The organism is Burkholderia pyrrocinia (assembly GCF_018417535.1).
GTDB lineage: Bacteria > Pseudomonadota > Gammaproteobacteria > Burkholderiales > Burkholderiaceae > Burkholderia > Burkholderia pyrrocinia_E.
On the sequence record NZ_CP070978.1, the window covers coordinates 1153312 to 1179511 of the forward strand.

The 26200-nt window shown below is 64.1% G+C and carries 27 protein-coding genes; 6 read left to right on the forward strand and 21 right to left on the reverse strand.

The genetic code is table 11. From position 1 onward, the window contains the following. Nucleotides 1-84: 84 nt before the first annotated feature. The 5 genes from JYG32_RS23280 to JYG32_RS23300 all read right to left on the reverse strand — a co-directional run bounded on the left by JYG32_RS23280 (nt 85) and on the right by JYG32_RS23300 (nt 5022). Nucleotides 85-1638 (reverse strand): amino acid permease, encoded by a 1554-nt coding sequence (locus tag JYG32_RS23280; protein WP_213267129.1) that lies wholly within the window; start codon nt 1636-1638, stop codon nt 85-87. Between the two features lie 102 nt (nt 1639-1740). Further along, complete coding sequence (locus JYG32_RS23285; RefSeq protein WP_021158710.1) at nt 1741-2205, reverse strand: Lrp/AsnC family transcriptional regulator; 465 nt, start codon at nt 2203-2205, stop codon at nt 1741-1743. 98 nt (nt 2206-2303) lie between these two features. Beyond that, entirely contained in the window at nt 2304-3062 is a 759-nt protein-coding gene (locus JYG32_RS23290) for a dimethylarginine dimethylaminohydrolase family protein (protein ID WP_213267130.1), read from the reverse strand. Nucleotides 3063-3271: 209 nt separating this feature from the next. Then, complete coding sequence (locus JYG32_RS23295) at nt 3272-4522, reverse strand: DUF1479 domain-containing protein (protein WP_213267131.1); 1251 nt, start codon at nt 4520-4522, stop codon at nt 3272-3274. A gap of 110 nt (nt 4523-4632) precedes the next feature. Continuing rightward, the gene (locus tag JYG32_RS23300; protein ID WP_174378786.1) at nt 4633-5022 is read right to left on the reverse strand and encodes a VOC family protein; all 390 of its coding nucleotides are present in this window, start codon (nt 5020-5022) and stop codon (nt 4633-4635) included. A 71-nt stretch (nt 5023-5093) separates the two neighbouring features. On the opposite strand from JYG32_RS23300, the gene JYG32_RS23305 reads away from it, so the two are divergent. Then, nucleotides 5094-6059, forward strand: coding sequence for a helix-turn-helix domain-containing protein (locus JYG32_RS23305; protein WP_213267132.1), 966 nt, complete (start codon nt 5094-5096; stop codon nt 6057-6059). Nucleotides 6060-6148: 89 nt separating this feature from the next. Here the strand turns inward: JYG32_RS23305 and gltA are convergent, their stop codons facing one another. The 7 genes from gltA to JYG32_RS23340 form a co-directional block, all read right to left on the reverse strand. Beyond that, nucleotides 6149-7450: a citrate synthase gene (gene gltA, locus JYG32_RS23310; protein WP_174378788.1), complete on the reverse strand. Its 1302-nt coding sequence runs from the start codon at nt 7448-7450 to the stop codon at nt 6149-6151. A 53-nt stretch (nt 7451-7503) separates the two neighbouring features. Next, nucleotides 7504-7776 carry a succinate dehydrogenase assembly factor 2 gene (locus JYG32_RS23315; protein ID WP_174378789.1) on the reverse strand — a complete coding sequence of 91 codons (273 nt, stop codon included), beginning with the start codon at nt 7774-7776 and terminating at the stop codon, nt 7504-7506. Between the two features lie 7 nt (nt 7777-7783). Then, on the reverse strand, nt 7784-8485 hold the full coding sequence (locus tag JYG32_RS23320; RefSeq protein WP_059237255.1) for a succinate dehydrogenase iron-sulfur subunit: 702 nt from the start codon (nt 8483-8485) through the stop codon (nt 7784-7786). A 21-nt stretch (nt 8486-8506) separates the two neighbouring features. Continuing rightward, nucleotides 8507-10282, reverse strand: a complete 1776-nt coding sequence (gene sdhA, locus JYG32_RS23325) for a succinate dehydrogenase flavoprotein subunit (protein ID WP_174378790.1) — start codon at nt 10280-10282, stop codon at nt 8507-8509. A gap of 3 nt (nt 10283-10285) precedes the next feature. Then, nucleotides 10286-10654 (reverse strand): succinate dehydrogenase, hydrophobic membrane anchor protein, encoded by a 369-nt coding sequence (sdhD, locus tag JYG32_RS23330; RefSeq protein WP_174378791.1) that lies wholly within the window; start codon nt 10652-10654, stop codon nt 10286-10288. A gap of 4 nt (nt 10655-10658) precedes the next feature. After that, a complete protein-coding gene (sdhC, locus tag JYG32_RS23335; RefSeq protein WP_174378792.1) occupies nt 10659-11075 on the reverse strand; it encodes a succinate dehydrogenase, cytochrome b556 subunit in 417 nt (138 codons plus the stop codon). Nucleotides 11076-11245: 170 nt separating this feature from the next. After that, nucleotides 11246-12070, reverse strand: coding sequence for a GntR family transcriptional regulator (locus JYG32_RS23340; protein WP_174378825.1), 825 nt, complete (start codon nt 12068-12070; stop codon nt 11246-11248). 288 nt (nt 12071-12358) lie between these two features. Here JYG32_RS23340 and JYG32_RS23345 point away from each other — a divergent pair, with 288 nt between their 5' ends. The 5 genes from JYG32_RS23345 to acnA all read left to right on the forward strand — a co-directional run bounded on the left by JYG32_RS23345 (nt 12359) and on the right by acnA (nt 19523). Next, nucleotides 12359-13345, forward strand: coding sequence for a malate dehydrogenase (locus tag JYG32_RS23345; RefSeq protein ID WP_096474776.1), 987 nt, complete (start codon nt 12359-12361; stop codon nt 13343-13345). 180 nt (nt 13346-13525) lie between these two features. Next, nucleotides 13526-14533 carry an HpcH/HpaI aldolase/citrate lyase family protein gene (locus tag JYG32_RS23350; protein WP_213267455.1) on the forward strand — a complete coding sequence of 336 codons (1008 nt, stop codon included), beginning with the start codon at nt 13526-13528 and terminating at the stop codon, nt 14531-14533. Between the two features lie 230 nt (nt 14534-14763). Continuing rightward, a complete protein-coding gene (locus JYG32_RS23355; RefSeq protein WP_174378793.1) occupies nt 14764-15279 on the forward strand; it encodes a hypothetical protein in 516 nt (171 codons plus the stop codon). Between the two features lie 22 nt (nt 15280-15301). Continuing rightward, nucleotides 15302-16753, forward strand: coding sequence for a bifunctional 2-methylcitrate dehydratase/aconitate hydratase (locus JYG32_RS23360; protein WP_213267133.1), 1452 nt, complete (start codon nt 15302-15304; stop codon nt 16751-16753). A 52-nt stretch (nt 16754-16805) separates the two neighbouring features. Continuing rightward, nucleotides 16806-19523 (forward strand): aconitate hydratase AcnA, encoded by a 2718-nt coding sequence (gene acnA, locus JYG32_RS23365; RefSeq protein ID WP_174378795.1) that lies wholly within the window; start codon nt 16806-16808, stop codon nt 19521-19523. Nucleotides 19524-19649: 126 nt separating this feature from the next. On the opposite strand, the gene JYG32_RS23370 is transcribed toward acnA, so the two are convergent. The 9 genes from JYG32_RS23370 to JYG32_RS23405 all read right to left on the reverse strand — a co-directional run bounded on the left by JYG32_RS23370 (nt 19650) and on the right by JYG32_RS23405 (nt 26200). Next, nucleotides 19650-20087, reverse strand: a complete 438-nt coding sequence (locus JYG32_RS23370; protein WP_213267134.1) for a DUF1801 domain-containing protein — start codon at nt 20085-20087, stop codon at nt 19650-19652. Next, the gene (locus tag JYG32_RS23375; protein WP_213267135.1) at nt 20084-20515 is read right to left on the reverse strand and encodes an SRPBCC family protein; all 432 of its coding nucleotides are present in this window, start codon (nt 20513-20515) and stop codon (nt 20084-20086) included. The genes JYG32_RS23370 and JYG32_RS23375 overlap by 4 nt, the downstream gene beginning before the upstream one ends. Then, on the reverse strand, nt 20515-20838 hold the full coding sequence (locus tag JYG32_RS23380; protein ID WP_065503737.1) for an ArsR/SmtB family transcription factor: 324 nt from the start codon (nt 20836-20838) through the stop codon (nt 20515-20517). The genes JYG32_RS23375 and JYG32_RS23380 overlap by 1 nt, the downstream gene beginning before the upstream one ends. Before the next feature lie 261 nt (nt 20839-21099). After that, nucleotides 21100-21459 carry a hypothetical protein gene (locus JYG32_RS39045; RefSeq protein WP_249744848.1) on the reverse strand — a complete coding sequence of 120 codons (360 nt, stop codon included), beginning with the start codon at nt 21457-21459 and terminating at the stop codon, nt 21100-21102. Between the two features lie 59 nt (nt 21460-21518). After that, nucleotides 21519-22508, reverse strand: a complete 990-nt coding sequence (locus JYG32_RS23385; protein ID WP_249744849.1) for a hypothetical protein — start codon at nt 22506-22508, stop codon at nt 21519-21521. Further along, nucleotides 22505-22777, reverse strand: coding sequence for a PAAR domain-containing protein (locus JYG32_RS23390; RefSeq protein WP_433960870.1), 273 nt, complete (start codon nt 22775-22777; stop codon nt 22505-22507). The genes JYG32_RS23385 and JYG32_RS23390 overlap by 4 nt, the downstream gene beginning before the upstream one ends. Before the next feature lie 23 nt (nt 22778-22800). Continuing rightward, nucleotides 22801-23514: a T6SS immunity protein Tli3 family protein gene (locus JYG32_RS23395; RefSeq protein ID WP_213267136.1), complete on the reverse strand. Its 714-nt coding sequence runs from the start codon at nt 23512-23514 to the stop codon at nt 22801-22803. An 11-nt stretch (nt 23515-23525) separates the two neighbouring features. After that, nucleotides 23526-24275: a T6SS immunity protein Tli3 family protein gene (locus JYG32_RS23400; RefSeq protein ID WP_174378800.1), complete on the reverse strand. Its 750-nt coding sequence runs from the start codon at nt 24273-24275 to the stop codon at nt 23526-23528. After that, nucleotides 24275-26200: a T6SS effector phospholipase Tle3 domain-containing protein gene (locus JYG32_RS23405; protein ID WP_213267137.1), complete on the reverse strand. Its 1926-nt coding sequence runs from the start codon at nt 26198-26200 to the stop codon at nt 24275-24277. The genes JYG32_RS23400 and JYG32_RS23405 overlap by 1 nt, the downstream gene beginning before the upstream one ends.

Consider the following 26200-nt stretch of genomic DNA (forward strand, 5'->3'; position numbering starts at 1 on the left):
CACCGGCCCTGAGCGACATGCCGCGCGAACCGCGATGTTATCGCGGCCTGCGGCCGGCCGTCACGCGACCGGCCGGCCCGACGGCTAGGCGCCGCGCGATCGCTCGCGCGGGTCCGCCGCCGCGTCGATCGCCTCGACCGAACGCGTCAGCCACGGCCCGATCTCCATCTCCTCGTAGCGCACGAGCCGGCTCTTGCGTGCACGCCGATACGCCCACCAGATCGCGACGAACAGCGGAATCCACACATAGATCGACAGCACTTCCATCCAGTCGATGCGGGCCGCGAAGAACGCCTGGTAATCCTGGCCGAGCGAGATCACGATGCAGATCGCGATCGCGAACAGCGGCCCGAACGGAAACCATTTCGCGCGATACGGCAGCTGATCGAGCCGGTAGCCCTGCTTCAGGAAGCCCTTGCGGAACCGGTAATGGCAGACCGCGATGCCGAGCCACGCGATGAAGCCTGTAATGCCGACCGTGTTCAGCAGCCACAGATAGATGCCCTGGTTGTTGCTCAGCGACGTGAGGAAACACAACCCGCCGACGGCCATCGTCGCGTACAGCGCGTTGCGCGGCACGCCGCCCGGCGACAGCGTCGCGAACATCGCCGGCGCGCGCCCTTCCGACGCCAGGTTGTACAGCATCCGTGTCGCCGCGTAGGTGCCGGAATTGCCGGCCGAGAGCACGGCCGTCAGGATCACGAGGTTCATCGCGCCGGCAGCAAGCGGAAAGCCGGCATGGCTGAACACCAGCGTGAACGGGCTCACGCCGATGTCCGTCACGTCGCTCTTCAGCAGGTTCGGATCCGTGTACGGCACGAGCAGGCCGATCACGAAGATCGCGAGCACGTAGAACAGCATGATCCGCCAGAAGATCTGCTTCACCGCGCGCGGGATCGTCTTGCGCGGATTCTCCGATTCGCCGGCCGTGATCCCGACCAGCTCGGTGCCGAGAAACGAGAAGCCCGCGATCAGCGCGACGCTCATCATCGCGTGCACGCCGCCGACGAACGGCGCGTCGCCCGTCGTGAAGTTGCGCCAGCCGACCGGATGCCCGGTGCCGGTATGCCCGCTGCCGAGCACGCCGGCCGCGATCAGCAGCCCGGCCGCGATGAACGCGATCACGGTGACGACCTTGATCAGCGAGAACCAGTATTCCGATTCGCCGAAGCCGCGCACCGACAGCGTATTCAGCAGGAAGATCAGCACGAGGAAGCCCGCGCCCCACCACACGCCCGGCACCGCGGGAAACCAGTAGCGCATCACGATCTGCGCGGCGACCAGCTCGATCGCGATCGTCACGGCCCAGCTGTACCAGTAGGTCCAGCCGAGCGCGACGCCGAAGCCTTCGTCGACGTACTTCTCGCCGTAGATCGCGAACGAACCCGACACGGGCATCAGCGCCGCCATCTCGCCGAGCCCCGTGACGACGAAGTAGACCATGATCCCGATCGCGAGATACGCGGCGATCGCACCGCCCGGCCCCGCCTGCGCGACCGACGCGCCCGACGCGACGAACAGCCCCGTGCCGATCGAGCCGCCGATCGCGATCATCGCGATGTGGCGGCCCTGCAGACGGCGCTTCAACGTCGTCCCGGACGGCGCGGCCGTCTGTGCTGCCGCTTGCAAAGCATCCATAGTGTTCACCTTGATTGGGTTCGGGTCGAGCAATTTGATTCGGAATGCAAATCGATCGGCCTGGTCATTCGCATCCAGACCGGGCCTGCCCGGCCTGCCGCGTCAAACGACGCTGCGCTTGATCGCCTGCAGTTCAGCCGTCGTCACGATCTTCTCGATCCGGAACCGCGGGCTTTCCAGCCACACGTTCGCGATCCGCCGGTACTCGTCGAGATCCTCGCACGCGAGCCGCACGAGAAAATCGAACGTGCCGCTGACGAGCCAGCAATCGAGCACGGCCGGATTCGCCCGCATTTCATCCTCGAACGGCGCCTGCGACCGCCCGTGGTCGGCCAGCACGATCTGCGCGATCACGACGATCGGCTTGGTCGCGCGCGGCGCCTTGATCACCGCGCGGTAGCCTTCGATCACGCCGAGCGCCTCGAGCCGCTCCACGCGCGCCTGGCAGGGCCGCGGCGTGAGGTTCACGAGCTCCGACAGCTTCCGGTAGGAAATCCGCCCATCGGTGCGCAGGATGTCGAGGATCCGGAGATCGATCTTGTCGAGCTGCATCTTCTTGTCGGTCATCCGCATTCGCTCCGGTCGGGTCGTGGCTGGTGCGCGGAACGTCTCCTTTGCCGCGCGGGGGCCACATTATCCGGCCGAAGCGGCCGCGCGCCAATCGGCTAGAAGCGCAGCGACAGGCAAGTCAGGCCGCCATCCATCTTGCGGAACTCGCTCGTGTCGATCACGTGCAGCGGCAGCCCGAGCGGCGCGATCGCGTCGTGTACGCGCGGATAGCCGGCCGGCGTGATCAGCGTACCGTTCACGCGCAGCGTGTTGCCCGCGTATTCGTCGGCGGCCGAGATCGCGATCCGGCGATAGTCGGCGAACGCCGGGTGCGCGGCCAGCGCTTCGGTCACGAGCAGCGTATCGTCGCCGAGCGCGTTGACGACCGACTTCAGGTGCAGGCCGGCACCGACCGGCACCGCGACGACCGAATAACCGTAGCGCGACACCCGCGCGTCGAACGCGGCGATGCCTTCGGCGTCGGTGCGGCCCGTCAGGCCGATGTAGAAGCGCTTGCCGACCAGCATCACGTCGCCGCCGTCGAGACGGCCTTCCTGCATCGGCAGCAGGTCGCGATGCGCAGCGAGCGCCGCTTCGATGTGCACCGTCTCGCCGCGCCGCGCGGGCGCGCCGGGGCGCGTGATCACCGCGAATTCCGGCGTCACGACCGCGACGTCCTCGACGAAGTGCGAATCGGGGAATGCGTCCAGCGGCGGCAGCTCGATCAGCTCGACACCGAGCGTGCGCAGCGCGTCGCAATACGCGTGGAACTGCGTGAGCGTCTTGTCGTAGTCGGGCGCGCCGAGTTCGGCGGTGGTCAGGCCCGCGCCACAGGACGGCGCGGGACGGCGAACGATCGCTTGCGTGAATTGCATCGACTCCTCCATGGTCATCGCCACACCCGTGCGGCGCACGGGGCAGCGGCGTTGTGTCCGGACCATTATCGGAAGCCAAATTGCGCAATTCGCGTCGATTTCGGCTGCGCCGACAGCCGATTGCGTCGAATTGCGCGCAGAACGCAGCGGATTCGGCAGACGGCCGTTCGCCGCGTCGCGAACGGCCGCGTTCGCGCGCGTCGCCCCCGTCACGCGCCGGGCCCGAACCCCATCTGCGAGCGGCCGAGCACCGTGAGATCGCCCTCCTCGCCACGTCCGTCGAATTCGACCTCGAAATGATCGGCCGGGAAATCGGGTGGGCTCTCGCCGCGCAAGAACGCGGGCAACTGGCGCCGCAGGTACGCGTCGTTCTTCGCGCAGCCGGGCGCGGCCGCGATGTACATCACGTTGCTGTCGCCGCTGCCGCGATGCGCATCCTCGACCGCATGCACGACGTCACCGTGCCAGAACACCGCGTCGCCCGGCTCCATGTGCGGGATCGGCACCAGCCCGTCGAGCAGTAGCGCGTGCCATTCGGGCCGGATCGACAGCGCGCGGCCGGGACGCGCGCCGCACAGGTCGTCGTCGGCGACATCGTCCTGCAGCGCGCGCAGCACGACATAGGCCATCGCGTTCGCGACCGGAATCAGTTGCAGCGTGCCGTCGCCCGGCCCCTGCGGCGTCAGCGCGGTCCAGCCCTGGAACGTGCGGAACATCGAGCACACGGCCGGCGACGGAATCTCCTCGACATCGGGTCGGAATGCGGCATCGAACGGGTCGTAATCGCGCCAGCGGCCAGCCAGCACGTGGCGATAGACCTGGCGGAAGTTCGCGCCGAGCCAGCGTTCGACGGAGCCGCCGTCGACATGCGGCGACAGCCCGAGCGACGTCGACCCGGGCGGCCGGCGGCGAATCCGGTCCGCATAGGCGGGCACCTGGTCGGGATCGAAATACGTACGCGTGCCGTCCGCATGCCGCCACAGGCGGTTCAGGAACACGCGCGCCTGCGTGAGCGCCGGCGACTGGCGCGCGGCCACCTGCGGCTTCGACCAGTAGACGCCGTAGATCTGCGGCTTGCCCGACGCGAGGTTGCCGAAATAGCGGTCCTCGGCGCGCGCATTCAGCCGGTCGGCGAAACGGTTCGAATCCAGATACGCGCCGATCTCGTCGTTCCAGTCGCGCGCCTGCCGCGCATCGAACACGCCGCGAATCACGACCGCGCCATGCGTGCGGATCGCGGCAATCGCATGCGGATCGACGGTGCCGCCCGCGATATCCGCGAACGGCACGACCGGAATCACGTCGCTGCCGTGCGCATGCGCGCGGCGGATCGCGTCGACCTGCCGCGCGATATCGCCTTCCAGCTCGCGGAACGTGGCCGCGTAACCGGGCAGGTCGGCGCGCAACGCCTGTTTCGCCGCGCGGATCGCTGCGGGCAGATCGTCAATCGTCAGTTGCATCGTGGTCTCCTCGCTGAAGCGTGTCGTGATGTGCTACCAGCGTACGGCCGGTACACGGCCGCCATCACCGCTATCCGGCCAACTATCGATACAATCCTGACAACCGTGCATTACTCGGGACGATGGCAGACCACGCAGAGCTTGTTGCCGTCCGGGTCGCGGAAATAGGCGCCGTAATAGTCGGAGTGGTAATGCGGCCGCAGGCCCGGCGGCCCTTCGCAGGTACCGCCGTGCTGCAGCGCGAGCGCGTGGCAGCGATCGACGTGCGCGCGCGTCGGCGCGACGAACGCGATTGTCTGGCCATTGCCCGGCTCGGGCGCGCGGCCGTCGAGCGGCTGGCCGAAGAAGAACAGCGGCCGGTCGGCGTCGGACGGCATCCAGCCTGACCAGCCGTCCGGCTCGCGGAACTTCAGGCGCAGCCCGAGTTCAGCGAACAGCGGCGCATAGAAATCGTAGGCGCGTGTCGTATCGCCGACGCCCACGCAAACATGTGAAAACATGGCATCGCTCCGTGGTGACGATCGCTCACGATCATGCCACGGCGCGCTGCCCGCCCGGCCCGGAGACTGCGATGAAACCGCAATACGAGCACGTGACGTTCGCCCCCGGCTGTTCGATCCGCGTGTATCACCGCCAGCTCGCGCGCATCCCGTTCGAATGGCATCGCCATCCCGAATACGAACTGACGCTGACGCTCAACAGCCGCGGCCAGCGTTTCATCGGCGATCACGTCGCGCACTACGCGGACGACGATCTGGTGCTCGTGCCGCCCAACCTGCCGCATACGTGGTCGTCGAACGCGCGCATCGATCGCGATGCGCCCGAGGTCGCGCTCGTTGTCTGGTTCGACGGCGACTGGGTAAGGCGGCTCGCCGACTGTTGCCCCGAATACGCGCCGCTGCGCTCGCTGCTGCGGCGCGCGGCGCCGGGCCTGCGCTTCGACGCGGACGAAGCCCGCGCGATGCGCGCACGTCTGCCGCAGTTGCTCGATCCTTCGCCGCGCGCACGACTCGCGGCCGCGCTCGACACGCTCGCCGATCTCGCGGAAGCCGGCGGCGAGCCGCTCGCCACCGCGCATGCGTACGACCGGCCGGACGGCACGACACCGCGCGCCGACGCAGCCGCGCCCGAAGCCGAGCGCCTCGATCGCGTGCTCGACGCAATCGACCGGCGCTTCCACGAGCCGCTGCGTATCGACGTACTCGCCGCTACCGCGCACATGTCCGAGCGCACGCTGCAGCGCCTGTTCGTCCGGCACCTCGGCGAAAGCGTCGGCCGCTACGTGCAGCGGCTGCGGCTCGCGCACGCATGCCGCCATCTCGTCGGCACCGACTGGCCGATCGCGACAGTGGCCGCACGCTGCGGCATTCCGAATGCCGCGAACTTCAACCGCCAGTTCCTCGCCGCACGCGGGATCACGCCGGGCGCGTACCGGCAGTTCTTCCTGCAGCACGGCCACGCCCCCGACGACGACGCGCCGGCACTCGACACACGGCCGCCGTCGCTGGAGCGCCGCACCGATCCGGCGCGCAAATGAAAACACCCCGACGGGATGACCCGTCGGGGTGTCGTGACGTTGCGATTGCCCGACGCGAGCGGCCTGCCGGCCGTCGCGCCGCGCACGACTTAACGTGCGTCGATCGGCTTCGCTTCGCGCGGCGCATCGCCGATGAACAGCTGGCGCGGACGGCCGATCTTCTGCTCGGGATCGGCAATCATTTCGTTCCACTGTGCGATCCAGCCGACCGTACGTGCCATCGCGAAGATACACGTGAACATCGACGTCGGGATACCCAGCGCGCGCTGGACGATGCCCGAGTAGAAGTCGACGTTCGGGTACAGCTTGCGCGACACGAAGTATTCGTCTTCCAGCGCGATCTTCTCGAGCTGCATCGCGAGCTTGAACAGCGGGTCGTCGTGCAGGCCCAGTTCGTTCAGCACTTCGTAGCACGTCTCACGCATCAGCTTCGCGCGCGGGTCGTAGTTCTTGTACACGCGGTGGCCGAAGCCCATCAGCTTCACGCCCGAATTCTTGTCCTTCACCTGCTTGATGAATTCGGGGATGTTGTCCGGCGAACCGATCTGCTCGAGCATGTTCAGCGCGGCTTCGTTCGCACCGCCGTGCGCCGGGCCCCACAGACACGCGATACCGGCCGCGATACATGCGAACGGGTTCGCGCCCGACGAGCCGGCCAGGCGGACCGTCGACGTCGATGCGTTCTGCTCGTGGTCTGCGTGCAGGATCAGGATGCGGTCGAGTGCGCGGACGAGCACGTCGTTGACCTTGTACTCTTCGCACGGGTTCGAGAACATCATGTGCATGAAGTTCGCGCTGTACGACAGCGAGTTCTTCGGATACACGAACGGCTGGCCGATGCTGTACTTGTACGCCATCGCGACGAGCGTCGGCAGCTTCGCGATCATGCGGATCGCCGACACTTCACGGTGACGCGGGTCGTTGATGTCGAGCGAGTCGTGGTAGAACGCGGACAGCGCGCCGACTGCTGCGACCAGGATCGCCATCGGATGCGCGTCGCGGCGGAAGCCACGGAAGAAGAAGTGCATCTGCTCGTGCACCATCGTGTGCTTCGTGACGGTGTCGACGAATTCCTTCTTCTGCGCCGCGTTCGGCAGCTCGCCCTTCAGCAGCAGGTAGCAGCTTTCGAGGAAGTCCGCGTTTTGCGCGAGGTTGTCGATCGGGTAGCCGCGGTACAGCAGTTCGCCCTTGTCGCCGTCGATGTACGTGATCGCCGAATTACAAGCTGCCGTCGACATGAAGCCCGGGTCGTACGTGAACTTGCCGGTCTGGCCGTACAGCTTGCGGATGTCGATTACGTCCGGGCCCATCGTGCCCTTGTAGATCGGCAGTTCGACGCTCGGCGAGTTGTCGCTGAACGATAGCGTGGCTTTAACATCAGACGGAGTCATGGCACATCCTCAATCGAAATAAAGAAACGGGATTCGATAACGGGCGTAACGCGTTACACGTTGCGCAGCATCTCCAACAGCCGGTGAATCTCCGGGCTGTCTAGGTCGCCCTCTGGTTCCTTGCGCGCGAGGAGCAAGTCCATCAGGTCGTTGTCGCTCAGATCGAGCAGGCGCGACAACGCGCCTACGTCTGCATCGGTGAGGTCATGCTCGTATCTGCGGAAGAAACGCTCGAAGATGATGTCGTTTTCCAGCAGACCCCGCCGCGCGCGCCAGCGAAGGCGCGCGCGGCGGTGCGGGTCGGATTGATGCGAATCGTCGCTCATTGCAACCTTAAACCGCGCGGCGAACCATCAGTTCCTTGATCTTGCCGATCGCCTTCGTCGGGTTCAGGCCCTTCGGGCAGACGTCGACGCAGTTCATGATCGTGTGGCAACGGAACAGACGGTACGGGTCTTCCAGGTTGTCGAGACGCTCGCCGGTGGCCGTGTCGCGGCTGTCCGCGATGAAGCGGTAAGCCTGCAGCAGGCCGGCCGGGCCGACGAACTTGTCCGGGTTCCACCAGAAGCTCGGGCACGACGTCGAGCAGCTCGCGCACAGAATGCACTCGTACACGCCGTCGAGCTCGTCGCGCTCTTCCGGCGACTGGAGGCGTTCCTTCTCCGGCGGCGGCGCATCGTTGATCAGGTACGGCTTGATCGAGTGATACTGGTTGAAGAAGTGCGTCATGTCGACGATCAGGTCGCGCACGACGGGCAGGCCCGGCAGCGGACGCAGCACGATCTTCTGCGGCAGGTCGTTCAGGTTCGTCAGGCACGCGAGACCGTTCTTGCCGTTGATGTTCATCGCGTCCGAACCGCACACGCCTTCGCGGCACGAACGGCGGAACGACAGCGTCTCGTCCAGTGCCTTCAGCTTGACCAGTGCGTCGAGCAGCATGCGCTCGTGCTGGATGTCGAGTTCATACGTCTGCATGCGCGGCGCTGCGTCCTTGTCCGGATCGTAGCGGTAGACTTCAAAAATGCGTTTTGCCATTTCGGATTCCTTTGACTCGGCTTAGAACGTGCGCGGCTTCGGCGGCACGGATTCGACCGTCAGCGGCTTCATTTGAACCGGCTTGTAGTCGAGGCGATCGCCTTCGCTGTACCACAGCGTGTGGCGCAGCCAGTTCTCGTCGTCGCGGTGTTCGTAGTCGCTGTGGGCGTGCGCGCCACGGCTTTCCTTGCGCGCTTCCGCCGACACCATCGTCGCGCGGGCGACTTCGATCAGGTTCTCCAGCTCGAGCGCTTCGACGCGCGCGGTGTTGAACACTTTCGACTTGTCCTTCAGGTGGATGTTTTCCACGCGTGCCGCCAGGCCGGCCATCTGGTCGACGCCTTCCTTCAGCAGTTCCGACGTGCGGAACACGCCTGCGTGCTTCTGCATCGTCGAGCGGATGTCGTTCGCGACGTCCTGCGTGTATTCGCCCGCCGTCGACTTGTCGAGCTTGTTCAGGCGCGCCAGCGAGTATTCGCCCGCGTCGGCCGGCAGCGGCTTGTGTTCCTTCTGGTTCTTCACGTGCTCGACGATGTGGTTGCCGGCCGCGCGACCGAACACCACGAGGTCCAGCAGCGAGTTCGTGCCGAGGCGGTTCGCGCCGTGCACGGACACGCACGAGCACTCGCCCACTGCGTAGAAGCCGTTGACCGGTTCCTTGTGATCGCGCGACGTGCCGACGACCTGACCGTGGATGTTGGTCGGGATGCCGCCCATCTGGTAGTGGATCGTCGGGACGACCGGGATCGGTTCCTTGATCGCATCGACGTTCGCGAACTTCAGCGCGATTTCGCGGATCGACGGCAGACGCTTCATGATCGTCTCGGCGCCGATGTGCGACAGGTCGAGCAGCACGTGGTCCTTGTTCGGACCGACGCCGCGGCCTTCCTTGATTTCCTGGTCCATCGAGCGCGACACGAAGTCACGCGGCGCCAGATCCTTCAGCGTCGGCGCATAGCGCTCCATGAAACGCTCGCCGTTCGCGTTGCGCAGGATGCCGCCTTCGCCGCGCACGCCTTCGGTGATCAGCACGCCCGCGCCGGCCACGCCGGTCGGGTGGAACTGCCAGAACTCCATGTCCTGCAGCGCGATGCCCGAGCGCGCAGCCATGCCGAGGCCGTCGCCGGTGTTGATGAACGCGTTGGTCGATGCCGCGAAGATCCGGCCTGCGCCGCCCGTCGCGAACAGCGTCGTCTTGCCTTCCATGATGTAGACGTCGCCCGTCTCCATCTCGAGGGCCGTCACGCCGAGCACGTCGCCGTCCGCGTCGCGGATCAGGTCGAGCGCCATCCATTCGACGAAGAACTGCGTCTTCGCCTCGACGTTCTGCTGGTACAGCGTGTGCAGCAGCGCGTGACCGGTACGGTCGGCGGCCGCGCAAGCGCGCTGGACCGGCTTCTCGCCGTAGTTCGCGGTGTGGCCGCCGAACGGGCGCTGGTAGATCGTGCCGTCCGCGTTGCGGTCGAACGGCATGCCGAAGTGCTCGAGTTCGTACACGACATTCGGCGCTTCACGGCACATGAATTCGATCGCGTCCTGGTCGCCGAGCCAGTCGGAGCCCTTGATCGTGTCGTAGAAGTGGAAGTGCCAGTTGTCTTCGCTCATGTTGCCGAGCGATGCGCCGATGCCGCCTTGCGCGGCCACCGTATGCGAACGCGTCGGGAACACCTTCGACAGCACGCCGACCGACAGGCCCGCGCGCGACAGTTGCAGCGCTGCGCGCAAGCCGGAGCCGCCCGCGCCGACGATCACGACGTCGAACTTGCGGCGCGGGAGGGAAGTTTTGATTGCAGCCATTCTTTACACTCTCCAGAGAATCTGCGCGGCGTAGCCCGCACATGCGAGCAGCCAGACGATGGTCAGCGATTGCAGCAGCAGGCGCACACCGACGGGCTTCACGTAATCCATCCAGATGTCGCGCACGCCGACCCATGCGTGGTAGAAGAGGGAAAGCAGCATCACGAAGGTCGCGAGCTTCATCCATTGCGCGGAGAAGATCGACGCCCAGCCTTCGTACGAGAAGTCGTGCGCGCCGAAGAACAGGACGAGCAGGATGACCGTGTAGACCGCCATGATCGCGGCGGTGATACGCTGCGCGAGCCAGTCGCGCAGGCCGTAGTGCGCGCCGACGACGAGGCGCTTCGAGCCGATTCGGTTATTGGCTGCCATTTTCTTAGAATGCTCCGAACAGTTTGAGTGCCATGGCGATCGTCAGTGCGATCGAGACGACAAAGACGACGACTGCCGTCCGCTTGCCGCTTTCCTTCGTGACGGCGTCGTGGTTGACGTCCATCAGCAGGTGGCGAATGCCGGCGCAGAAATGGTGGAAGAAAGCCCAGGACAACACGAGGACGATCAGCTTGACGACGATGTTGGAGAGGAAGGCCTTGAAGACTTCGAAGCTGAGCTCGGACGTCAGGCTCTGGTCGAAGAGGAACAGCAGGAACGGCAGGAACAAGAACAGCAGCGCGCCGCTGACTCGATGGAGGATCGACAAAGTCGCTGCCAGCGGCATGCGATATTTCATCGTGATATCGCTGAATCCGATGTTCCGGTATTCCGGCCTCGGTTTTCTTACTGCGTCAGTCATGCTAGACCCCTACTATGTTGTCACACTAATCCGCGATTTTAGCGCCTTTTTATATCGCGCTGCAGCGAAAGTCTGCTCTGGATAGTTGCGCGAACAAGAACAAAGGCGGCCCGAAACGTGCTTCGCGAGCGTGGGAAACGCGAATGCACCCGGCCTGAACCGAACCGTCGTCAGCTCAAGTCATTCTGATAGTAGTACCCGGTTGTGACATACCAGCCGCGACGCACTTCCACCGGCCGGTCTCCGTATGTATAGGACACGCGCTCGACCGACAGCAACGGAAAACCCGCGGGCACGTGCAGCAGGTCGGCCACCGCCGGCTCCGCCGCGACCGCGCGAATCTTCTCCGTCGCGCGGATCATCCGCGTGCCGAACTCCGTCTCGAACATCGCATAGAGCGGCCCCTTGTACTCGCTCAGCCGCTCGAACGTGAGGCCGCGGAACATCGCGCCCGGCAGCCAGATCTCGTCGAGCACCGTCACTTCGTTCTCGAACTCCAGCAGGCGGCGCACCTGCACGACGGGATCGGCCGGCTTCAGATCGAGCTGCCGCGCGATCTCGGCCGGCGCGCGCAGGCGCCGGCATTCGAGCAGGCGGCTCACGTGCGGGTGCTCGGCACCGTCGTCGGCAAGCAGGCGCAGGAAGCGGAACTGCGCGCGATCCTCGTTGTGCGTTGCAACAAAAGTACCCTTGCCCTGCCGCCGGACCACGAGGTTTTCGGCGGCCAGTTCGTCGATCGCCTTGCGAACGGTGCCCTGGCTGACCTTGTAACGGGCCGCGAGCTCCACTTCGCTCGGGATGATCTCGCCCGGCTTCCATTCACCGGTTTCGAGACTTTGCGTGATCAATGACTTAATCTGCTGGTATAACGGGCTGAACGTCGGCGACGGAGATGCCGCAGGCGAAGGTGCGGGATCGCTCGCGCCCGGCTGCCCTGGGCCGCCTGCGCCGGTCTGATTCGCGGTATTCGCCTGGTTCGATGTCATGGCGCGCATTTCATCACAAACCGCACTTTTTCGTCCACTCAATTTCCGCAAAACATCTGTCTTATATAAGACATATGATACCGTTTGACATTGCGCGTGACGGCTCCTACACTCCCGGTCGAGCAAGGGTTCGCGGGTGCAAGAGCGCGTCCCCGGCTACGTGCCACGGCCGTCTCCAGGTTCACCGCGTCTGCCATCGCGAGTCCTCCGCCCTGCTTCACTGCAACGTTACGCACAACGCGCATAGAATGGCGTTTTCGCTAGCGTCCAACGCTTCACCCGTCCTGGAGATTTTCAATGGCTAAGCCCGCAAAGCGCGTTGCCGTCACCGGCGCCGCAGGTCAAATCGCTTACTCCCTGCTGTTCCGCATCGCGAACGGCGACCTGCTCGGCAAGGACCAGCCGGTCATCCTGCAACTGCTCGACCTCCCGCAAGCCCAAGCCGCCGTCAAAGGCGTCGTGATGGAACTCGACGATTGCGCGTTCCCGCTGCTCGCGGGCGTCGTGATCACCGACGATCCGAAGGTTGCGTTCAAGGATGCAGACGTCGCGCTGCTGGTCGGTGCACGTCCGCGCTCGAAGGGCATGGAGCGCAAGGATCTGCTGTCGGCGAACGCCGAAATCTTCACGGTTCAGGGCGCTGCGCTGAACGAAGTCGCAAGCCGCGACGTGAAGGTGCTGGTCGTCGGCAACCCGGCGAACACGAACGCGTACATCGCGATGAAGTCGGCACCGGACCTGCCGAAGAAGAACTTCACGGCCATGCTGCGCCTCGACCACAACCGCGCGCTGTCGCAGCTCGCCGCCAAGTCGGGCAAGCCGGTCGCATCGATCGAAAAGCTCGCCGTGTGGGGCAACCACTCGCCGACGATGTACCCGGACTTCCGCTTCGCGACCGCCGAAGGCGAATCGATGCTGAAGCTGATCAACGACGACGTGTGGAACCGCGACACGTTCATCCCGACCGTCGGCAAGCGCGGCGCGGCGATCATCGAAGCGCGCGGCCTGTCGTCGGCGGCGTCGGCAGCCAACGCGGCGATCGATCACGTCCGTGACTGGGTGCTCGGCACGAACGGCAAGTGGGTCACGATGGGCATCCCGTCGGACGGCTCGTACGGCATCCCCGAAGACATCATCTACGGCGTGCCGGTCGTTTGCGAAAACGGCGAGTACAAGCGCGTCGAAGGCCTGGAAATCGACGCGTTCTCGCGCGAGAAGATGGACGGCACGCTGAACGAGCTGCTCGAAGAGCGCGACGGCGTCGCCCACCTGCTGAAGAACTGAATTCGGCACCGCGACGGGCGGCCTCCGGGCAGCCCGTCGCCGCAGGGCCGGTGCGCAGCCGGCCCTGCCGCCCGATCCGATCCGGGCACGTTTTGCCGCCTCGTGTGTACCGCGCACCGGCCCAGAACGTGCCCGAATCCGATTTTCTCCACGTTGACCCGCTTCCCTGACGTAGAAGAGATGGCCGCGCTCACTCCTGCACAAGTGCTGTACGACGGGGCGTCCCCGCCCGCGATCCTGCCATGCTGCGATCACTACGCGGGCAGCGAGAAGCTGATGCGCAAGTCGCTCGCGCTGCAGGCCGAAACGGGCCCCGTGTTCGACATCACGTTCGACTGCGAGGACGGCGCGGCCGTCGGCCAGGAAGCCGCGCACGCGGAACTCGTCGCCGAATTGCTCGGCAGCGCCGAGAACCGCTTCGGGCGCGTCGGCGTCCGGATCCACGACTTTTCCCACCCGCACTGGCGCGACGATGTCCGCATCGTGCTGCGCGCCGCACGTGCCCCCGCCTACATCACGCTCCCGAAGATCGCGAACGCCGCCGACGCAGCCGAAATGGCCGCGTTCATCGAAGGCGTGCGCCGCGAGCTCGGCATCGCGCAACCGATCCCGGTCGACGTGCTGGTCGAAACGCACGGCGCGCTCGCGCAGGCGGCCGCCCTCGCCGCGCTGCCGATGGTCGGCACGCTGAGCTTCGGTCTGATGGATTTCGTCTCCGCCCACCACGGCGCGATTCCCGATTCCGCGATGCGCTCGCCCGGCCAGTTCGAACACCCGCTCGTGCGCCGCGCGAAGCTGGAAATCGCCGCGGCCTGCCACGCGCACGGCAAGACGCCGTCGCACAACGTGACGACCGAGGTGCGCGACATGAGCGTCGTCGCCGCCGATGCGCACCGCGCGCGCGACGAATTTGCGTTCATGCGGATGTGGAGCATCCACCCCGCGCAGATCCGCCCGATCGTCGACGCATTCGCGCCGCGCACCGACGAGGTCGCGCTGGCCGCCGAGATCCTGCTGGCCGCGCAGGCCGCCGACTGGGGGCCGACACGCCACGGTGATACGCTGCACGATCGCGCCAGCTATCGCTATTACTGGTCGGTGCTGCGCCGCGCGCGGGCCACCGGCCAGCCCGTACCGGCCGAGGCCGCGCCGCTGTTCGGCCCGGCCGCCGCGGACGACGCGCGGTGAGCGCGCACCGCCGGCCGATACACGAGTTTCATGCATTCGCCGGGGCGCGAACCGAGCAGAGGTTTGCGAAACGACAAAAAACGTAACGGAGCCCGAAAACCTGAAATATGCGCGGCCAAATAGGTGAAAATAGCGGCCGCTGCGCGCTTTCGGGGCGCGTGCAGTTTCAAACCGGCCGGCAGTTTCGATTACCGGCCCTTGTCAACTGATTATCGAAAGGTTCTGACTCCATGAAGAAACTCCTGATCGCTACCGCCATCGGCGCCTTGTCCGCCACGATGCTGGTGTCGGCTCCGAGCGCGTTTGCCCAGGGTACGACCACCACGACCGCGAAGAAGGCCGCGGCCAAGCGCCCGGCGCCGGCCAAGCGCATCATCCCGCGCAGCAAGAAGGCCCAGGCGCGTGCCGCGGCCAAGGTCGATCCGGTACCGGACGGCGCGGTCAAGTGGGCCTGTAAGGATGGCCTGTCGTTCGACCTCGCCGGTGACATGAAGCGCGACCAGGTCGTCACGGTTCACTGGGCGAAGAAGAACTACAAGCTGCCGCGTCAGGCCACGACGACGGGCGCCGACACGTTCTACGATCCGGCAGCAGGCTTCAAGCTGGTCGTGATCCCGAGCAAGGCGATGCTGTTCTCCGACGCGAACGGCGGCGAGCGCCTCGCGGACGAATGCGCGACGCCGGAAATGACGCAAGGCACGCCGGCACCGACGCAGTCGAACGAGCTGAAGCCCGCGACGAACTAAGCACGTTCCCCCCGGCCCCTCGATGTCCGCCCCGGTCTCCAACGTCCGCCCTGCTCCGGATACGGTACTCGTCGATATCGTCGACTACGTGCTGAACGCCGGCATCGACAGCGCGCTCGCGCTGGAGACGGCGCGTCATTGCCTGATCGACACGCTCGGATGCGGACTCGAGGCGCTGTCCTACCCTGCCTGCACCAAGCTGCTCGGCCCCGTCGTGCCCGGCACGATCGTGCCGAACGGCGCGAAGGTGCCCGGCACGTCCTTCCAGCTCGATCCCGTCCAGGCCGCATTCGGCATCGGCGCGATGATCCGCTGGCTGGACTTCAACGACACCTGGCTCGCCGCCGAATGGGGTCATCCGTCCGACAATCTCGGCGGGATCCTGGCGACGGCCGACTGGCTCTCCCGCACGGCCGTCGCGGCCGGCCGGAAGCCTCTGCTCATGCGCGACGTGCTGGTCGCGATGATCCAGGCCCACGAGATCCAGGGCTGCCTCGCGCTCGAGAATTCGTTCAACGCGGTCGGGCTCGACCACGTGCTGCTCGTGAAGGTCGCGTCGACGGCCGTCGTCGGCCGGCTGCTCGGGCTCACGCGCGACGAGCTGATCAACGCGGTGTCCAACGCGTTCGTCGACGGCCACGCGCTGCGCACCTACCGCCACGCGCCGAACACGGGCTCGCGCAAATCATGGGCCGCCGGCGATGCCACGTCCCGCGCGGTGCGCCTCGCGCTGATCGCGAAAACCGGCGAAATGGGCTACCCGTCGGCGCTCACCGCGAAAACCTGGGGCTTCTACGACGTGCTGTTCAACGGGCAGCCGTTCCGCTTCCAGCGCCCGTACGGCACGTACGTGATGGAAAACGTGCTGTTCAAGATCGCATTCCCCGCCGAATTCCATGCGCAAACCGCCGCCGAGGCCGCGCTACAGCTGCACGCGCAGCTCGCCGCGGCGGGCCGCACGACCGACGAAATCAGCCGGATCACGATCCGCACGCATGCGGCCGCGATCCGCATCATCGACAAGCAGGGCCCGCTCGCCAATCCGGCCGACCGCGACCACTGCATCCAGTACATGGTCGCCGTGCCGCTGCTGTTCGGCCGGCTGACCGCGGCCGACTACGAAGATGCGGCCGCGGCAGACCCGCGCATCGACGCGCTGCGCGCGAAAACCGTGTGCGTCGAGGATCCGCAGTTCACGAAGGATTATCACGATCCGGACAAGCGATCGATCGCGAATGCGCTGACGATCGAGTTCACGGACGGATCGAAGCTTGCCGAAGTGGCGGTCGAATACCCGCTCGGCCACCAGCGACGCCGTGCCGAAGGCATCCCGCTGCTGGTCGAGAAGTTCAGGACCAACCTCGCCCGCCGCTTCCCGGCAAAGCAGCAACAAGCGATTCTCGACGTGTCGCTGGACCAGGCAAAGCTCGAAGCGATGCCGGTCGATGAGTACGTCGACTTGTATGTGATATAGCCGTCAGATACAGGACTCTTTGTTTCCTAGCCTTAAACCCAGGAAAATCACCATGGCCCACAATCTCCACAAGACCCTCAAGGAATTCGACAGCGGTTCCGGCAAAGGCAAGTTCTACTCGCTGCCGCAACTCGGCAAGGAGCTGAAGACGAAGATCGAACGCCTGCCGGTGTCGATCCGTATCGTGCTCGAGTCCGTGCTGCGCAACTACGACGGCAAGAAAATCACCGAAGAGCACATCGCGCAGCTCGCGAACTGGAAGCCGACCGCGAAGCGCGTCGACGAGATTCCGTTCGTGGTGTCACGCGTCGTGCTGCAGGACTTCACGGGCGTGCCGCTGCTCGCCGACATCGCGGCCATGCGCGGCGTCGCCGAGCGCACGGGCAAGAACCCGAAGAAGATCGAGCCGCTGGTCCCGGTGGATCTCGTCGTCGATCACTCGGTCCAGATCGACTACTTCCGCCAGAAGGACGCGCTCGACCTGAACATGAAACTGGAATTCCAGCGCAACAACGAGCGCTACCAGTTCATGAAGTGGGGCATGCAGGCCTTCGACACGTTCAAGGTCGTGCCGCCGGGCGTCGGCATCGTCCACCAGGTGAACCTCGAATACCTCGCGCGCGGCGTCCACAAGAAGGCGGACGGCGGCGACACCGTGTACTACCCGGACACCCTCGTCGGCACGGACAGCCACACGACGATGATCAACGGCATCGGCGTGGTCGGCTGGGGCGTGGGCGGCATCGAAGCCGAAGCCGGCATGCTCGGCCAGCCGGTGTACTTCCTGACGCCGGACGTCGTCGGCGTCGAGCTGAAGGGCAAGCTGCGCGAAGGCGTGACGGCCACCGACCTCGTGCTGACCATCACCGAAATGCTGCGCAAGGAAAAGGTCGTCGGCAAGTTCGTCGAGTTCTTCGGCGAAGGCACGAAGTCGCTGTCGCTGCCGGACCGCGCAACGATCGGCAACATGGCGCCGGAATACGGCGCGACGATGGGCTTCTTCCCGGTCGACAAAAAAACGATCGACTACTTCGAAGGCACGGGCCGCACGAAGGCGGAAATCGCCGCGTTCGAAAACTACTTCAAGGCGCAGAAGCTGTTCGGCATTCCGAAGGCCGGCGACATCGACTACACGAAGACGGTGACGCTGGACCTCGCGACGGTCGCACCGTCGCTGGCCGGCCCGAAGCGCCCGCAGGACCGCATCGAGATCGGCAACGTCAAGTCGACGTTCACCGACCTGTTCTCGAAGCCGGTCGCGGAAAACGGCTTCGCAAAGAAGGCGGACGACCTGAACACGCAGTACACGACGAGCAACGGCGTCGACGTGAAGAACGGCGACGTGCTGATCGCCGCGATCACGTCGTGCACCAACACGTCGAACCCGAGCGTGCTGCTGGCTGCCGGCCTGCTCGCGAAGAAGGCCGTCGAAGCCGGCCTGACCGTCGCACCGCACATCAAGACGTCGCTCGCGCCGGGATCGCGCATCGTCACCGAGTACCTGACGAAGACGGGCCTGCTGCCCTACCTCTCGAAGCTCGGCTTCGAAGTCGCGGCCTACGGCTGCACGACCTGTATCGGCAACGCGGGCGACCTGACGCCGGAACTGAACGAAGCGATCACGAAGAACGACATCGTCGCGGCAGCCGTGCTGTCGGGCAACCGTAACTTCGAAGCGCGTATCCACCCGAACATCCGCGCGAACTTCCTCGCGTCGCCGCCGCTCGTCGTCGCGTACGCGATCGCCGGCAACATCACGCGCGACCTGATGACCGAGCCGGTCGGCCAGGGCAAGGGCGGCCGCGACATCTACCTCGGCGACATCTGGCCGACGAGCGACGAAATCCACGCGCTGCTCAAGTTCGCGCTCGATCCGAAGAAGTTCGAGGACAACTACGCGAAGCTGACCAAGAAGGGCGACCTCTGGAGCAAGATCGAGGGCGAATCGGGCCAGGTCTACGACTGGCCGAAGTCGACGTACATCGCGGAGCCGCCGTTCTTCGGCAACGACTTCTCGATGGAGCCGGCCGCTTCGATCCCGTCGGTCAAGGGCGCGCGCGCACTGGGCATCTTCGGTGACTCGGTCACGACCGACCACATCAGCCCGGCAGGCTCGATCAAGGAAGACTCGCCGGCAGGCAAGTGGCTGAAGGAAAACGGCGTGCAGAAGGCCGACTTCAACAGCTACGGCTCGCGCCGCGGCAACCACGACGTGATGATGCGCGGCACGTTCGCGAACGTCCGGATCAAGAACCTGATGATCCCGGCGAAGGCTGACGGCACGCGCGTCGAAGGCGGCCTGACGATCCACCAGCCGAGCGGCGAACAGCAGTCGATCTACGACGCCGCAATGCAGTACATCGGCGCCGACACGCCGACCGTCGTGTTCGCGGGCGAAGAGTACGGCACGGGCTCGTCGCGCGACTGGGCCGCGAAGGGCACGCAACTGCTCGGCGTGAAGGCCGTGATCGCACGCAGCTTCGAGCGGATCCACCGCTCGAACCTGGTCGGCATGGGCGTGCTGCCGCTGCAGTTCAAGGGCTCGGACAGCATCCAGTCGCTCGGCATCACCGGCGACGAGACGTACGACATCGAGGGCCTCGGCGACGACTTCAAGCCGCAGCAGGACGTCACGCTCGTGATCAACCGCAAGAACGGCGAAACGCAGCGCGTGCAGGTGCTGTTGCGCATCGATACGCCGATCGAAGTCGACTACTACAAGCACGGCGGGATCCTGCCCTTCGTGCTGCGCTCGCTGCTCGCAGCGTAAGCGCCCTGCTTTTGCAGGTGCCGCAGCCGCCTCGCGGGCGGTTGCGGCCGATTTGAATGCCCGACCTCGTGTCGGGCTTTTTTTGGTTCATCGCGCGTTACGCGATGTTGCCGGTCGTCCGGCGCGTCACGCCGCCTTGTCGCCGCGCGCCTTCGCGCCTGCCCCCGCGCCTCGTGCGTTCTTCTTCAGATGCGTACGGTTGTATTCGATCGCCGCGCGCACGAGGTTCTTCAGCGCCCGCTTGTCGATCCGGTCGCCTTCGACAAAATCGATCGCGCGCCGCGCATTGCCTTCGAGGCCCGCATTGAACAGCCCGTCGGGATCGGGCAGATGCGCACCGTGCATGAACGTCAGCTTCACCTTGCCCTTGTGCGCGTTCGCGACCGCGATCATCCCGTCGCGCGACCACACGGGGCTGCCCATCCATTTCCATTCCTCGACGATGCCGTCGTCGGCCGCGAGGATCGCCTGGCGGAGGTCCGCGAAAGTCTGGCCGCGCCAGTCGGCGATGCCGGCGATCAGCGCATCGATGCGCGCCGACGGTTGCAGGTCCGTTGCACTCATGCGCGGGCCTCCGTGCTTTCGTCGGGGCGGGCCAGCACCTGTTCGAGCGACTCGAAGAACCGAACCCAGCCGTGCTGCGCGCCGCGGTACGCCTGCTCCTGATCCGCGCGGAAGCCGATCTGCTCCATGCGCAGGTGCGTGCCGGCCGGCGTCGGCGTGAGCGTCCACGTGACGACGCTTTCGAGGCCGTACGCGGCCCACGTGTAGGACAGTGTGCGGTGCGGCTCGATCGTCAGGACCGTGCAGTCGACCGAGCCCCAGTCCGCGCGGAAGCTGAATGCGCGGCCCGCGACGGGCTCGAAGTCGCTCTTCATCAGCCACGCCTCGATCAGGTGCGGTTGCGTGAGCGCGCGCCAGATCTTCTCCGGCGGATGGGACAGTTCCCGTTCGACGACGACGGAGCGCGTTTCGGTAGTGGCTTGGTTCATTACTGATCCATCCTTCTGAGCAGATCTTCGAGGGCGTCGAACCGGTTCTGCCAGAAGCCTGCCATCTGGCTCGTCCAGTCGATCAGCGGGGCCAGCGCTTGCGGCTGTGCGCTGTAGTGCGTCTGCCGGCCTTCGTGACGGTCATTCACGAGCCCGGCCTGCTTCAGTACGCCGAGATGCTTCGACACGGCCGGCTGCGAGACGCCCGCATGGGCCGTCAGCGCGGCAACCGTCAGTTCGCCCTCCTCGCACAGCCGCTCGAACAGCGCGCGGCGCGTCGGATCGGCAAGCGTCCTGAAAAGCATGTCGTGAGCGTTCTGCATGTCCTGATTCATAACCCGTTGGTTATGGGTTGAAGGATATCTGCTGAACGGCAAGAGTCAAGGAGGAATTTCGCGGATGTCGAGGCGCGCCGCTGCTGCATGCGGGGTGCCTTGCGTCGAACGCAATCGGCTGACAGCGGGCTTGCCGAAGGTCTCGCATGTCGCCGGATCGCGTCTGCTTCGCGCGTCCGAATTCGAGTGTTTGCTCTAATTTTTATTCGATCGTCGCGCGCTTGGTGCCGTGCCACACATCACGCGGCCTCATATCCAAACACCCATGCGCCGCAGTTGCCGGTAAAAATCGTCTTCCAGCAGGCGACGCCTCAGGAACGAACCGCCAAGCTGGATGATGAACAGCAATACGAATCCGGCCAGGCAGGCCCGGAACCATCCTGTGGATGCACCGATGGCATCCAGCCCGGCCATGATGAGAATCAGACAGCAGCTCCCGCCCACGGTGACCGACAAGCTGAGCAAACGCTTGTAGCGCGCCTCAACGCGAGGCACGGGTGCGAGCTGTGTTCCGACCAGGTTCAGCCGCACCTTTTGAGCGCTCGGCAAAGCAACCAGCTGTGCGCCCTGGCCATGCGCCACCATTTGCGCCGCGAGCGCCTGAAGCAATAGCCCATTCACCGGCCCCGGCTTGCCGATCGCGCGGTCGACATCGTGCGCCGGCAGTTCTAGTCCTGCATCCTTGATGGCGCCGAGCGTCGCATGCCGACCCGGGGCGGCAGATCACTCAGCCACGCGTGCCTGATGCGCACGCGCGGAGTCTGCTCCGATGCCAGCAGCGTTTCCAGCGCGTCCACCACGGAATCGGATGGCATCGCAATCGGGCGGAATAAACGCGCCTGAGGCCGGAGTTTCCCGTTGAAGTCCTCGATCACGCGCGGCGAGGTGAGCAACATCGCCACGGCGGCCTCCGACCATGCCGGCTCCGCGCCCTCCGCATGCATTTGACAGGCCAGCAACAGCCGGAAATCGGATTTGCAGCCTTCGTCGAACCACGTCTGGATGTTCGTCTGCTTCGCACCGAACGGCACCCATCCGAACTGCACGAGGTCGGGCAGGTTCAGCCTCTTCCAGACGGCCCGGAGTTCGGTCAAATCCTCCTTGCCGGCCGATTGCAGGATCACATCGACGACACGGCTCCGCGCATGACGCGCAAGGCTGGCCGCGAACGGCGTCAGCATTTGCTCCAGTACCCGTTCGAGCCGCGATACGCCTGCCGAACCTTTCGCTTCCGGCAACGCCAGGATCTTGCCGGGATTCATCGGCGCACTGCCTTCCAGGCCCAGCAGACGTTCGGCCAAGTCGGGCTCCGGCGTCAACGCAACGCTATCGACGATCACCACGTGAGCTTGCGCCCATTGCCGCCACGTCGCCCGCTCGCTGCGGCACAGGAAATTCCACCAGTCGACCCGCTCGATCCACTCCTCGTAGCCGCAATAGATCACACCGCACACGGCACCCGACACCAGCAACGGCAACAGCAACGCGCGTACGAAGAAGAGTTCGGATATCACTGGCTTGCCCTGCTCCCACGTGAGTACTGCAATGAGCATGCCCGCGATCTGGATGACGACGATCGCAAGTACGCACCACCAGATCGAGGGTGGCTTGCCGTACTGATATTCCCCGACGTTCGGGACCGTCCACGTTCGCTTCATGCGATTTTCATCCCTGCGCTGCTGGCGATCACCTGGCTGCCGCACCGCGTTCGGCACATGTGCACCGCCCATTTGCGGCCGCCTTCGCTGTAACCCTCGGCGCACTCGACGATCGGGTTGTCGCCGTGCTCCGGGCACGAGACGACGTCATGCAGCAGCGCTACCTTGCGGCCGTCGAGATCGAATGTCGATGATGCGGTCTTGACGACGCCGCCGTGCGTCGTCGCATCGCCCACGCATATTGGGTTTTTCATGATGGTGTGCTCCATGCACGGTGGTGAAGCGGAGTACCTCACTGGGGTATCAGCGGTGCATCCGGGTTGGTCGGCTTGATCGATGCATCGCAGGTGATTCGATCCTGGCCGGAGGGGGTGAGAAGCTTTGAAAAAATTCCCGGCCGCTTTGATGCTGCAAAGCTCCCGCCCTTGACGCCAGGCGGATAGGGGCCGCTTAAGTCAATGCCTGGAATCATCGGATATTCGACAACGTAGGCGTCATCGTCTGCCGATCTATTTGTGACATAGAGTCGATCTTTTGTTACAAAAACCGAATAGTCCTTCGAGTCCTCGAATGGATCAAAACTGTGCTTCATATAAACCATTGCAGAAAAATTTCTTCCGCCGTCCGTCGAATACAACAATCCAACATCAACACCGTGATCTGATGTTCCAAGATGCGGTGGAGCACCGGACGGAAAGGCTAAATTTCGCCCAGTTAGATCGACATTAATCAATTTTCCTTGATAATTTTCGATACTCGCCCTGCCCAAGCCTGTTTTTATACCAGCGCGTGTATCGTTGTAATAGACCTGACCATAATTGCAGTCTCGATAGCTCTCGAGCGTCACAAAGCGGTGATTGTCGATTCGATAGATGATCTGCGGTAGCGAATCATAGGGTAGGATTTTTGCATTCATAAAATCACCCAGTGAAAATACCGACCGTTGTTGCACCACACACCCTTGTATCAGGGTGACCAGTGCAATTATGGCAATGCTATATCTCATTATCTTGCGTCTCATTGGGGTACCAGCGGTGCATCCGGGTTAGTCGGCTTGATCGACGTATCGCAAGTGATTCGATCCTGGCCTGAGGGCGTGCGCAGCCCGTCCGGCATCAGCTTTTTTTGGGATGCCCAACCACCGTCCGATTCAAAGATTGGTGGGTGAGGCTTGCCAGGATCAACAGCACGGACAAGAGGATATTGCCGCACGCTTAAATCGTATTCCGGGCGATCCAATCTGTATTGATATTTCTTTGCCACAAACAGCTTGTCGCTTGTGACTGCCACCATATAGTCCTTCGAATCCTCGAAGGCATCAAAACTGCGCTCCATGTAAACCTTAGTATCAAAGGTTTTTCCGCCGTCCGTCGAGTACCAAAATGGCACTACGCAACCTTTTTCACCGTTACCGCAAAATGCTCTCGGTGGATAAGCCAGAGGCAAAACGATATTCATTCCAGCCGGATCGGCGTTAATGATACGACCCTGGAAATTTTCAAAATGCCCGCGTCCTAAATACTTTCTGATACCGGCACGGGTATCGTTGTAGTACGATTCCCCGTGGTAACAGTCTCGATAACGTTCCAACGTCACAAAGCGGTGGTCGTCAATCCGGTAGATGACTTGGGGCGGCGAGTCATACGGTAACTCCTTGAGCGTCGAACTCCAAAAATCTGCGAGTCTGAAAACCGGGCGCCCTGGGGGCTGCGCCGTGCACCCCTGCACGAGAGCGACCAGCGCGATTATGGCAGCGGCGTATCTCATCACGCTCCCCCTTTCCATTGCTGTTGCCTGAGTTGTTCAGCTTCGGCCTTACTTTGTTCGTCAGCGACCGTGTTCCAATCGATATAGGATGGCTTGACGATGCTTTGGGGGACGCCAAGCTCAAAGTAAGCGTCATAGCCCAGCGTCCAGTCGGCGAATTTGATCAGGCGGTTCCAGAACGCCGGCCTCTCATACGCATCACAGAATCCAATCGGCAGGTCGTAGGCAGCCACCCGACGCATAAACGCCTGATGCTTCGGCAGCGTGCTGTGATTGGTCGGTTCAGCGAGATAGGCATCGAGTCGTTCCAGCATTTCGTCCCGAGTCTCAGGCCGAGTCTCGCGACGGGAACTGTAAATGTCCTCAGTCGTCACGCTGCGCTCCGGCTGATAAATCGAACGCATATAACGGTAGTCGGAGTCAGCGTAGCTCCCAGTGTTTGGATCATTCGGATCAGGGACCCACTTGCCCATGGGAGGAGCATCGGCGCGGGAGTCCTCAAAGACGTCCATTTCTTCGGCCGTAACCGGTTGCGGCACCTCTTCAGCATTGATCATCACAGTTTTGTCGGGATGGGGTACCGCCCACAGCGTCAGGAGAGGCGTAAAAATAGCCCGGTTACCGTTCCAGAAATCGGTCGACTTCGCCCCGGATACAAGCTTGTCTTCGGGAGTCGGCGGCAGCGTGCCGAACTTCTTCACTCCCGGCGCGTCGCCCACCGGCGTACCACGCGCCAGCATGCGCTGCTTGACGGTATCGCCCAACTCGGCGAGCAATTTGTCATCCACGCCCTGCCAGCCGATGCTTTGCAGCGGCGTTGCGCCCATCACGCGATCGTGCGGCGTGAAGTACACGTACAGCCGGCCGTGATTGTCTCGCTCGTGCACGCCGGACTTGCGCCGGTTGTCGGGGCGCCAGAAATCCATGTCCTCGGACGCGCCGCACTGAAGCTGCTTCAATTCCGTCTCGGTGAACACGTGCTTGTCCTGCTTGATCCGGTTTGCGATGTTCCGAAAAGTGTTGATGCGCGCCTCCGAAGTGGGGCGTTCCGCACCACAGGTCAGAGCGTCCGTGATCTTGTCATCGAGGGCATACGGCGAGTTCATCACAAACACCGCATCGGGCGCGCGTGTCTTGCATAAGGCGGTCGCCGCGAGCGCGATCATCGTCCCTTGGCTATGCGACATCACAGTCACCGTATCGCGCGGACACTCGTCGCGAATCCGGTCGATCAGGTCGGCCAACCGTCGGGCCGCATGCGCGTAGTATGTGCGCGGCGGAGAGTCCTGCAGTTGGCGATCGGCCTCCGTGTTCAACGACTCCATATCGAACCTGAGCACGTGACGCTTGAATCCCCCACGGCTCCACAATTGCGGAAGGTTGTTGGTGCCGTTCTGGAACGGGCCGCCGCCCCAATACCACGGACCTGTTTCGTTCGTGCACGCGAGGTCCCAGGCATCGAAGCCGCGCGAGTTGCGCATCGGGATTCGCCAGTTGCGCTCGGTGCCGGGGGTCGCGCTGTACCCCCAGTAGAAGCGGATCACCGGGGAGATGCCTTCATCCCCCTTCTTGACATACCTAGGTACGACACGTTCACCATCTGTGGTGCTGTAGGTATTCGCCTTCAGATCACTCCGTTTCAGCCGTTCGTTGAGCCCTTGGCACAACGCCTGTTCCGCCGCGTCATACCACTCCCCCGTGGAATTAACGCCATGCACAAAGATGATGACGCCTGGCATGTGCGGCGGAATGCGGCACTCTGCGCGCACCTGAAAACTGCTCGGAGTGTGATAGGACTCCCAATACGGTTGCCCTAGATGATCTCGCTGCATAGGCACGATGCGCGTTGCGGTGTCGTGCCGATAGGGTTTCGGTGTACCAGCATCGTCGTCCGTGTCGTCCGGCTGGTTAGACTGGTCCGTCAT

Bases quoted from the DNA above. Each gene is read 5' to 3' on its own strand.
- JYG32_RS23280 (WP_213267129.1), bottom strand. From the start codon at position 1,638: ATGGATGCTTTGCAAGCGGCAGCACAGACGGCCGCGCCGTCCGGGACG.
- JYG32_RS23285 (WP_021158710.1), bottom strand. From the start codon at position 2,205: ATGACCGACAAGAAGATGCAGCTCGACAAGATCGATCTCCGGATCCTC.
- JYG32_RS23290 (WP_213267130.1), bottom strand. From the start codon at position 3,062: ATGCAATTCACGCAAGCGATCGTTCGCCGTCCCGCGCCGTCCTGTGGC.
- JYG32_RS23295 (WP_213267131.1), bottom strand. From the start codon at position 4,522: ATGCAACTGACGATTGACGATCTGCCCGCAGCGATCCGCGCGGCGAAA.
- JYG32_RS23300 (WP_174378786.1), bottom strand. From the start codon at position 5,022: ATGTTTTCACATGTTTGCGTGGGCGTCGGCGATACGACACGCGCCTAC.
- JYG32_RS23305 (WP_213267132.1), top strand. From the start codon at position 5,094: ATGAAACCGCAATACGAGCACGTGACGTTCGCCCCCGGCTGTTCGATC.
- gltA (WP_174378788.1), bottom strand. From the start codon at position 7,450: ATGACTCCGTCTGATGTTAAAGCCACGCTATCGTTCAGCGACAACTCG.
- JYG32_RS23315 (WP_174378789.1), bottom strand. From the start codon at position 7,776: ATGAGCGACGATTCGCATCAATCCGACCCGCACCGCCGCGCGCGCCTT.
- JYG32_RS23320 (WP_059237255.1), bottom strand. From the start codon at position 8,485: ATGGCAAAACGCATTTTTGAAGTCTACCGCTACGATCCGGACAAGGAC.
- sdhA (WP_174378790.1), bottom strand. From the start codon at position 10,282: ATGGCTGCAATCAAAACTTCCCTCCCGCGCCGCAAGTTCGACGTCGTG.
- sdhD (WP_174378791.1), bottom strand. From the start codon at position 10,654: ATGGCAGCCAATAACCGAATCGGCTCGAAGCGCCTCGTCGTCGGCGCG.
- sdhC (WP_174378792.1), bottom strand. From the start codon at position 11,075: ATGACTGACGCAGTAAGAAAACCGAGGCCGGAATACCGGAACATCGGA.
- JYG32_RS23340 (WP_174378825.1), bottom strand. From the start codon at position 12,070: ATGCGCGCCATGACATCGAACCAGGCGAATACCGCGAATCAGACCGGC.
- JYG32_RS23345 (WP_096474776.1), top strand. From the start codon at position 12,359: ATGGCTAAGCCCGCAAAGCGCGTTGCCGTCACCGGCGCCGCAGGTCAA.
- JYG32_RS23350 (WP_213267455.1), top strand. From the start codon at position 13,526: ATGGCCGCGCTCACTCCTGCACAAGTGCTGTACGACGGGGCGTCCCCG.
- JYG32_RS23355 (WP_174378793.1), top strand. From the start codon at position 14,764: ATGAAGAAACTCCTGATCGCTACCGCCATCGGCGCCTTGTCCGCCACG.
- JYG32_RS23360 (WP_213267133.1), top strand. From the start codon at position 15,302: ATGTCCGCCCCGGTCTCCAACGTCCGCCCTGCTCCGGATACGGTACTC.
- acnA (WP_174378795.1), top strand. From the start codon at position 16,806: ATGGCCCACAATCTCCACAAGACCCTCAAGGAATTCGACAGCGGTTCC.
- JYG32_RS23370 (WP_213267134.1), bottom strand. From the start codon at position 20,087: ATGAGTGCAACGGACCTGCAACCGTCGGCGCGCATCGATGCGCTGATC.
- JYG32_RS23375 (WP_213267135.1), bottom strand. From the start codon at position 20,515: ATGAACCAAGCCACTACCGAAACGCGCTCCGTCGTCGTCGAACGGGAA.
- JYG32_RS23380 (WP_065503737.1), bottom strand. From the start codon at position 20,838: ATGCAGAACGCTCACGACATGCTTTTCAGGACGCTTGCCGATCCGACG.
- JYG32_RS23385 (WP_249744849.1), bottom strand. From the start codon at position 22,508: ATGAAGCGAACGTGGACGGTCCCGAACGTCGGGGAATATCAGTACGGC.
- JYG32_RS23390 (WP_433960870.1), bottom strand. From the start codon at position 22,777: ATGGAGCACACCATCATGAAAAACCCAATATGCGTGGGCGATGCGACG.
- JYG32_RS23395 (WP_213267136.1), bottom strand. From the start codon at position 23,514: ATGAGATATAGCATTGCCATAATTGCACTGGTCACCCTGATACAAGGG.
- JYG32_RS23400 (WP_174378800.1), bottom strand. From the start codon at position 24,275: ATGAGATACGCCGCTGCCATAATCGCGCTGGTCGCTCTCGTGCAGGGG.
- JYG32_RS23405 (WP_213267137.1), bottom strand. From the start codon at position 26,200: ATGACGGACCAGTCTAACCAGCCGGACGACACGGACGACGATGCTGGT.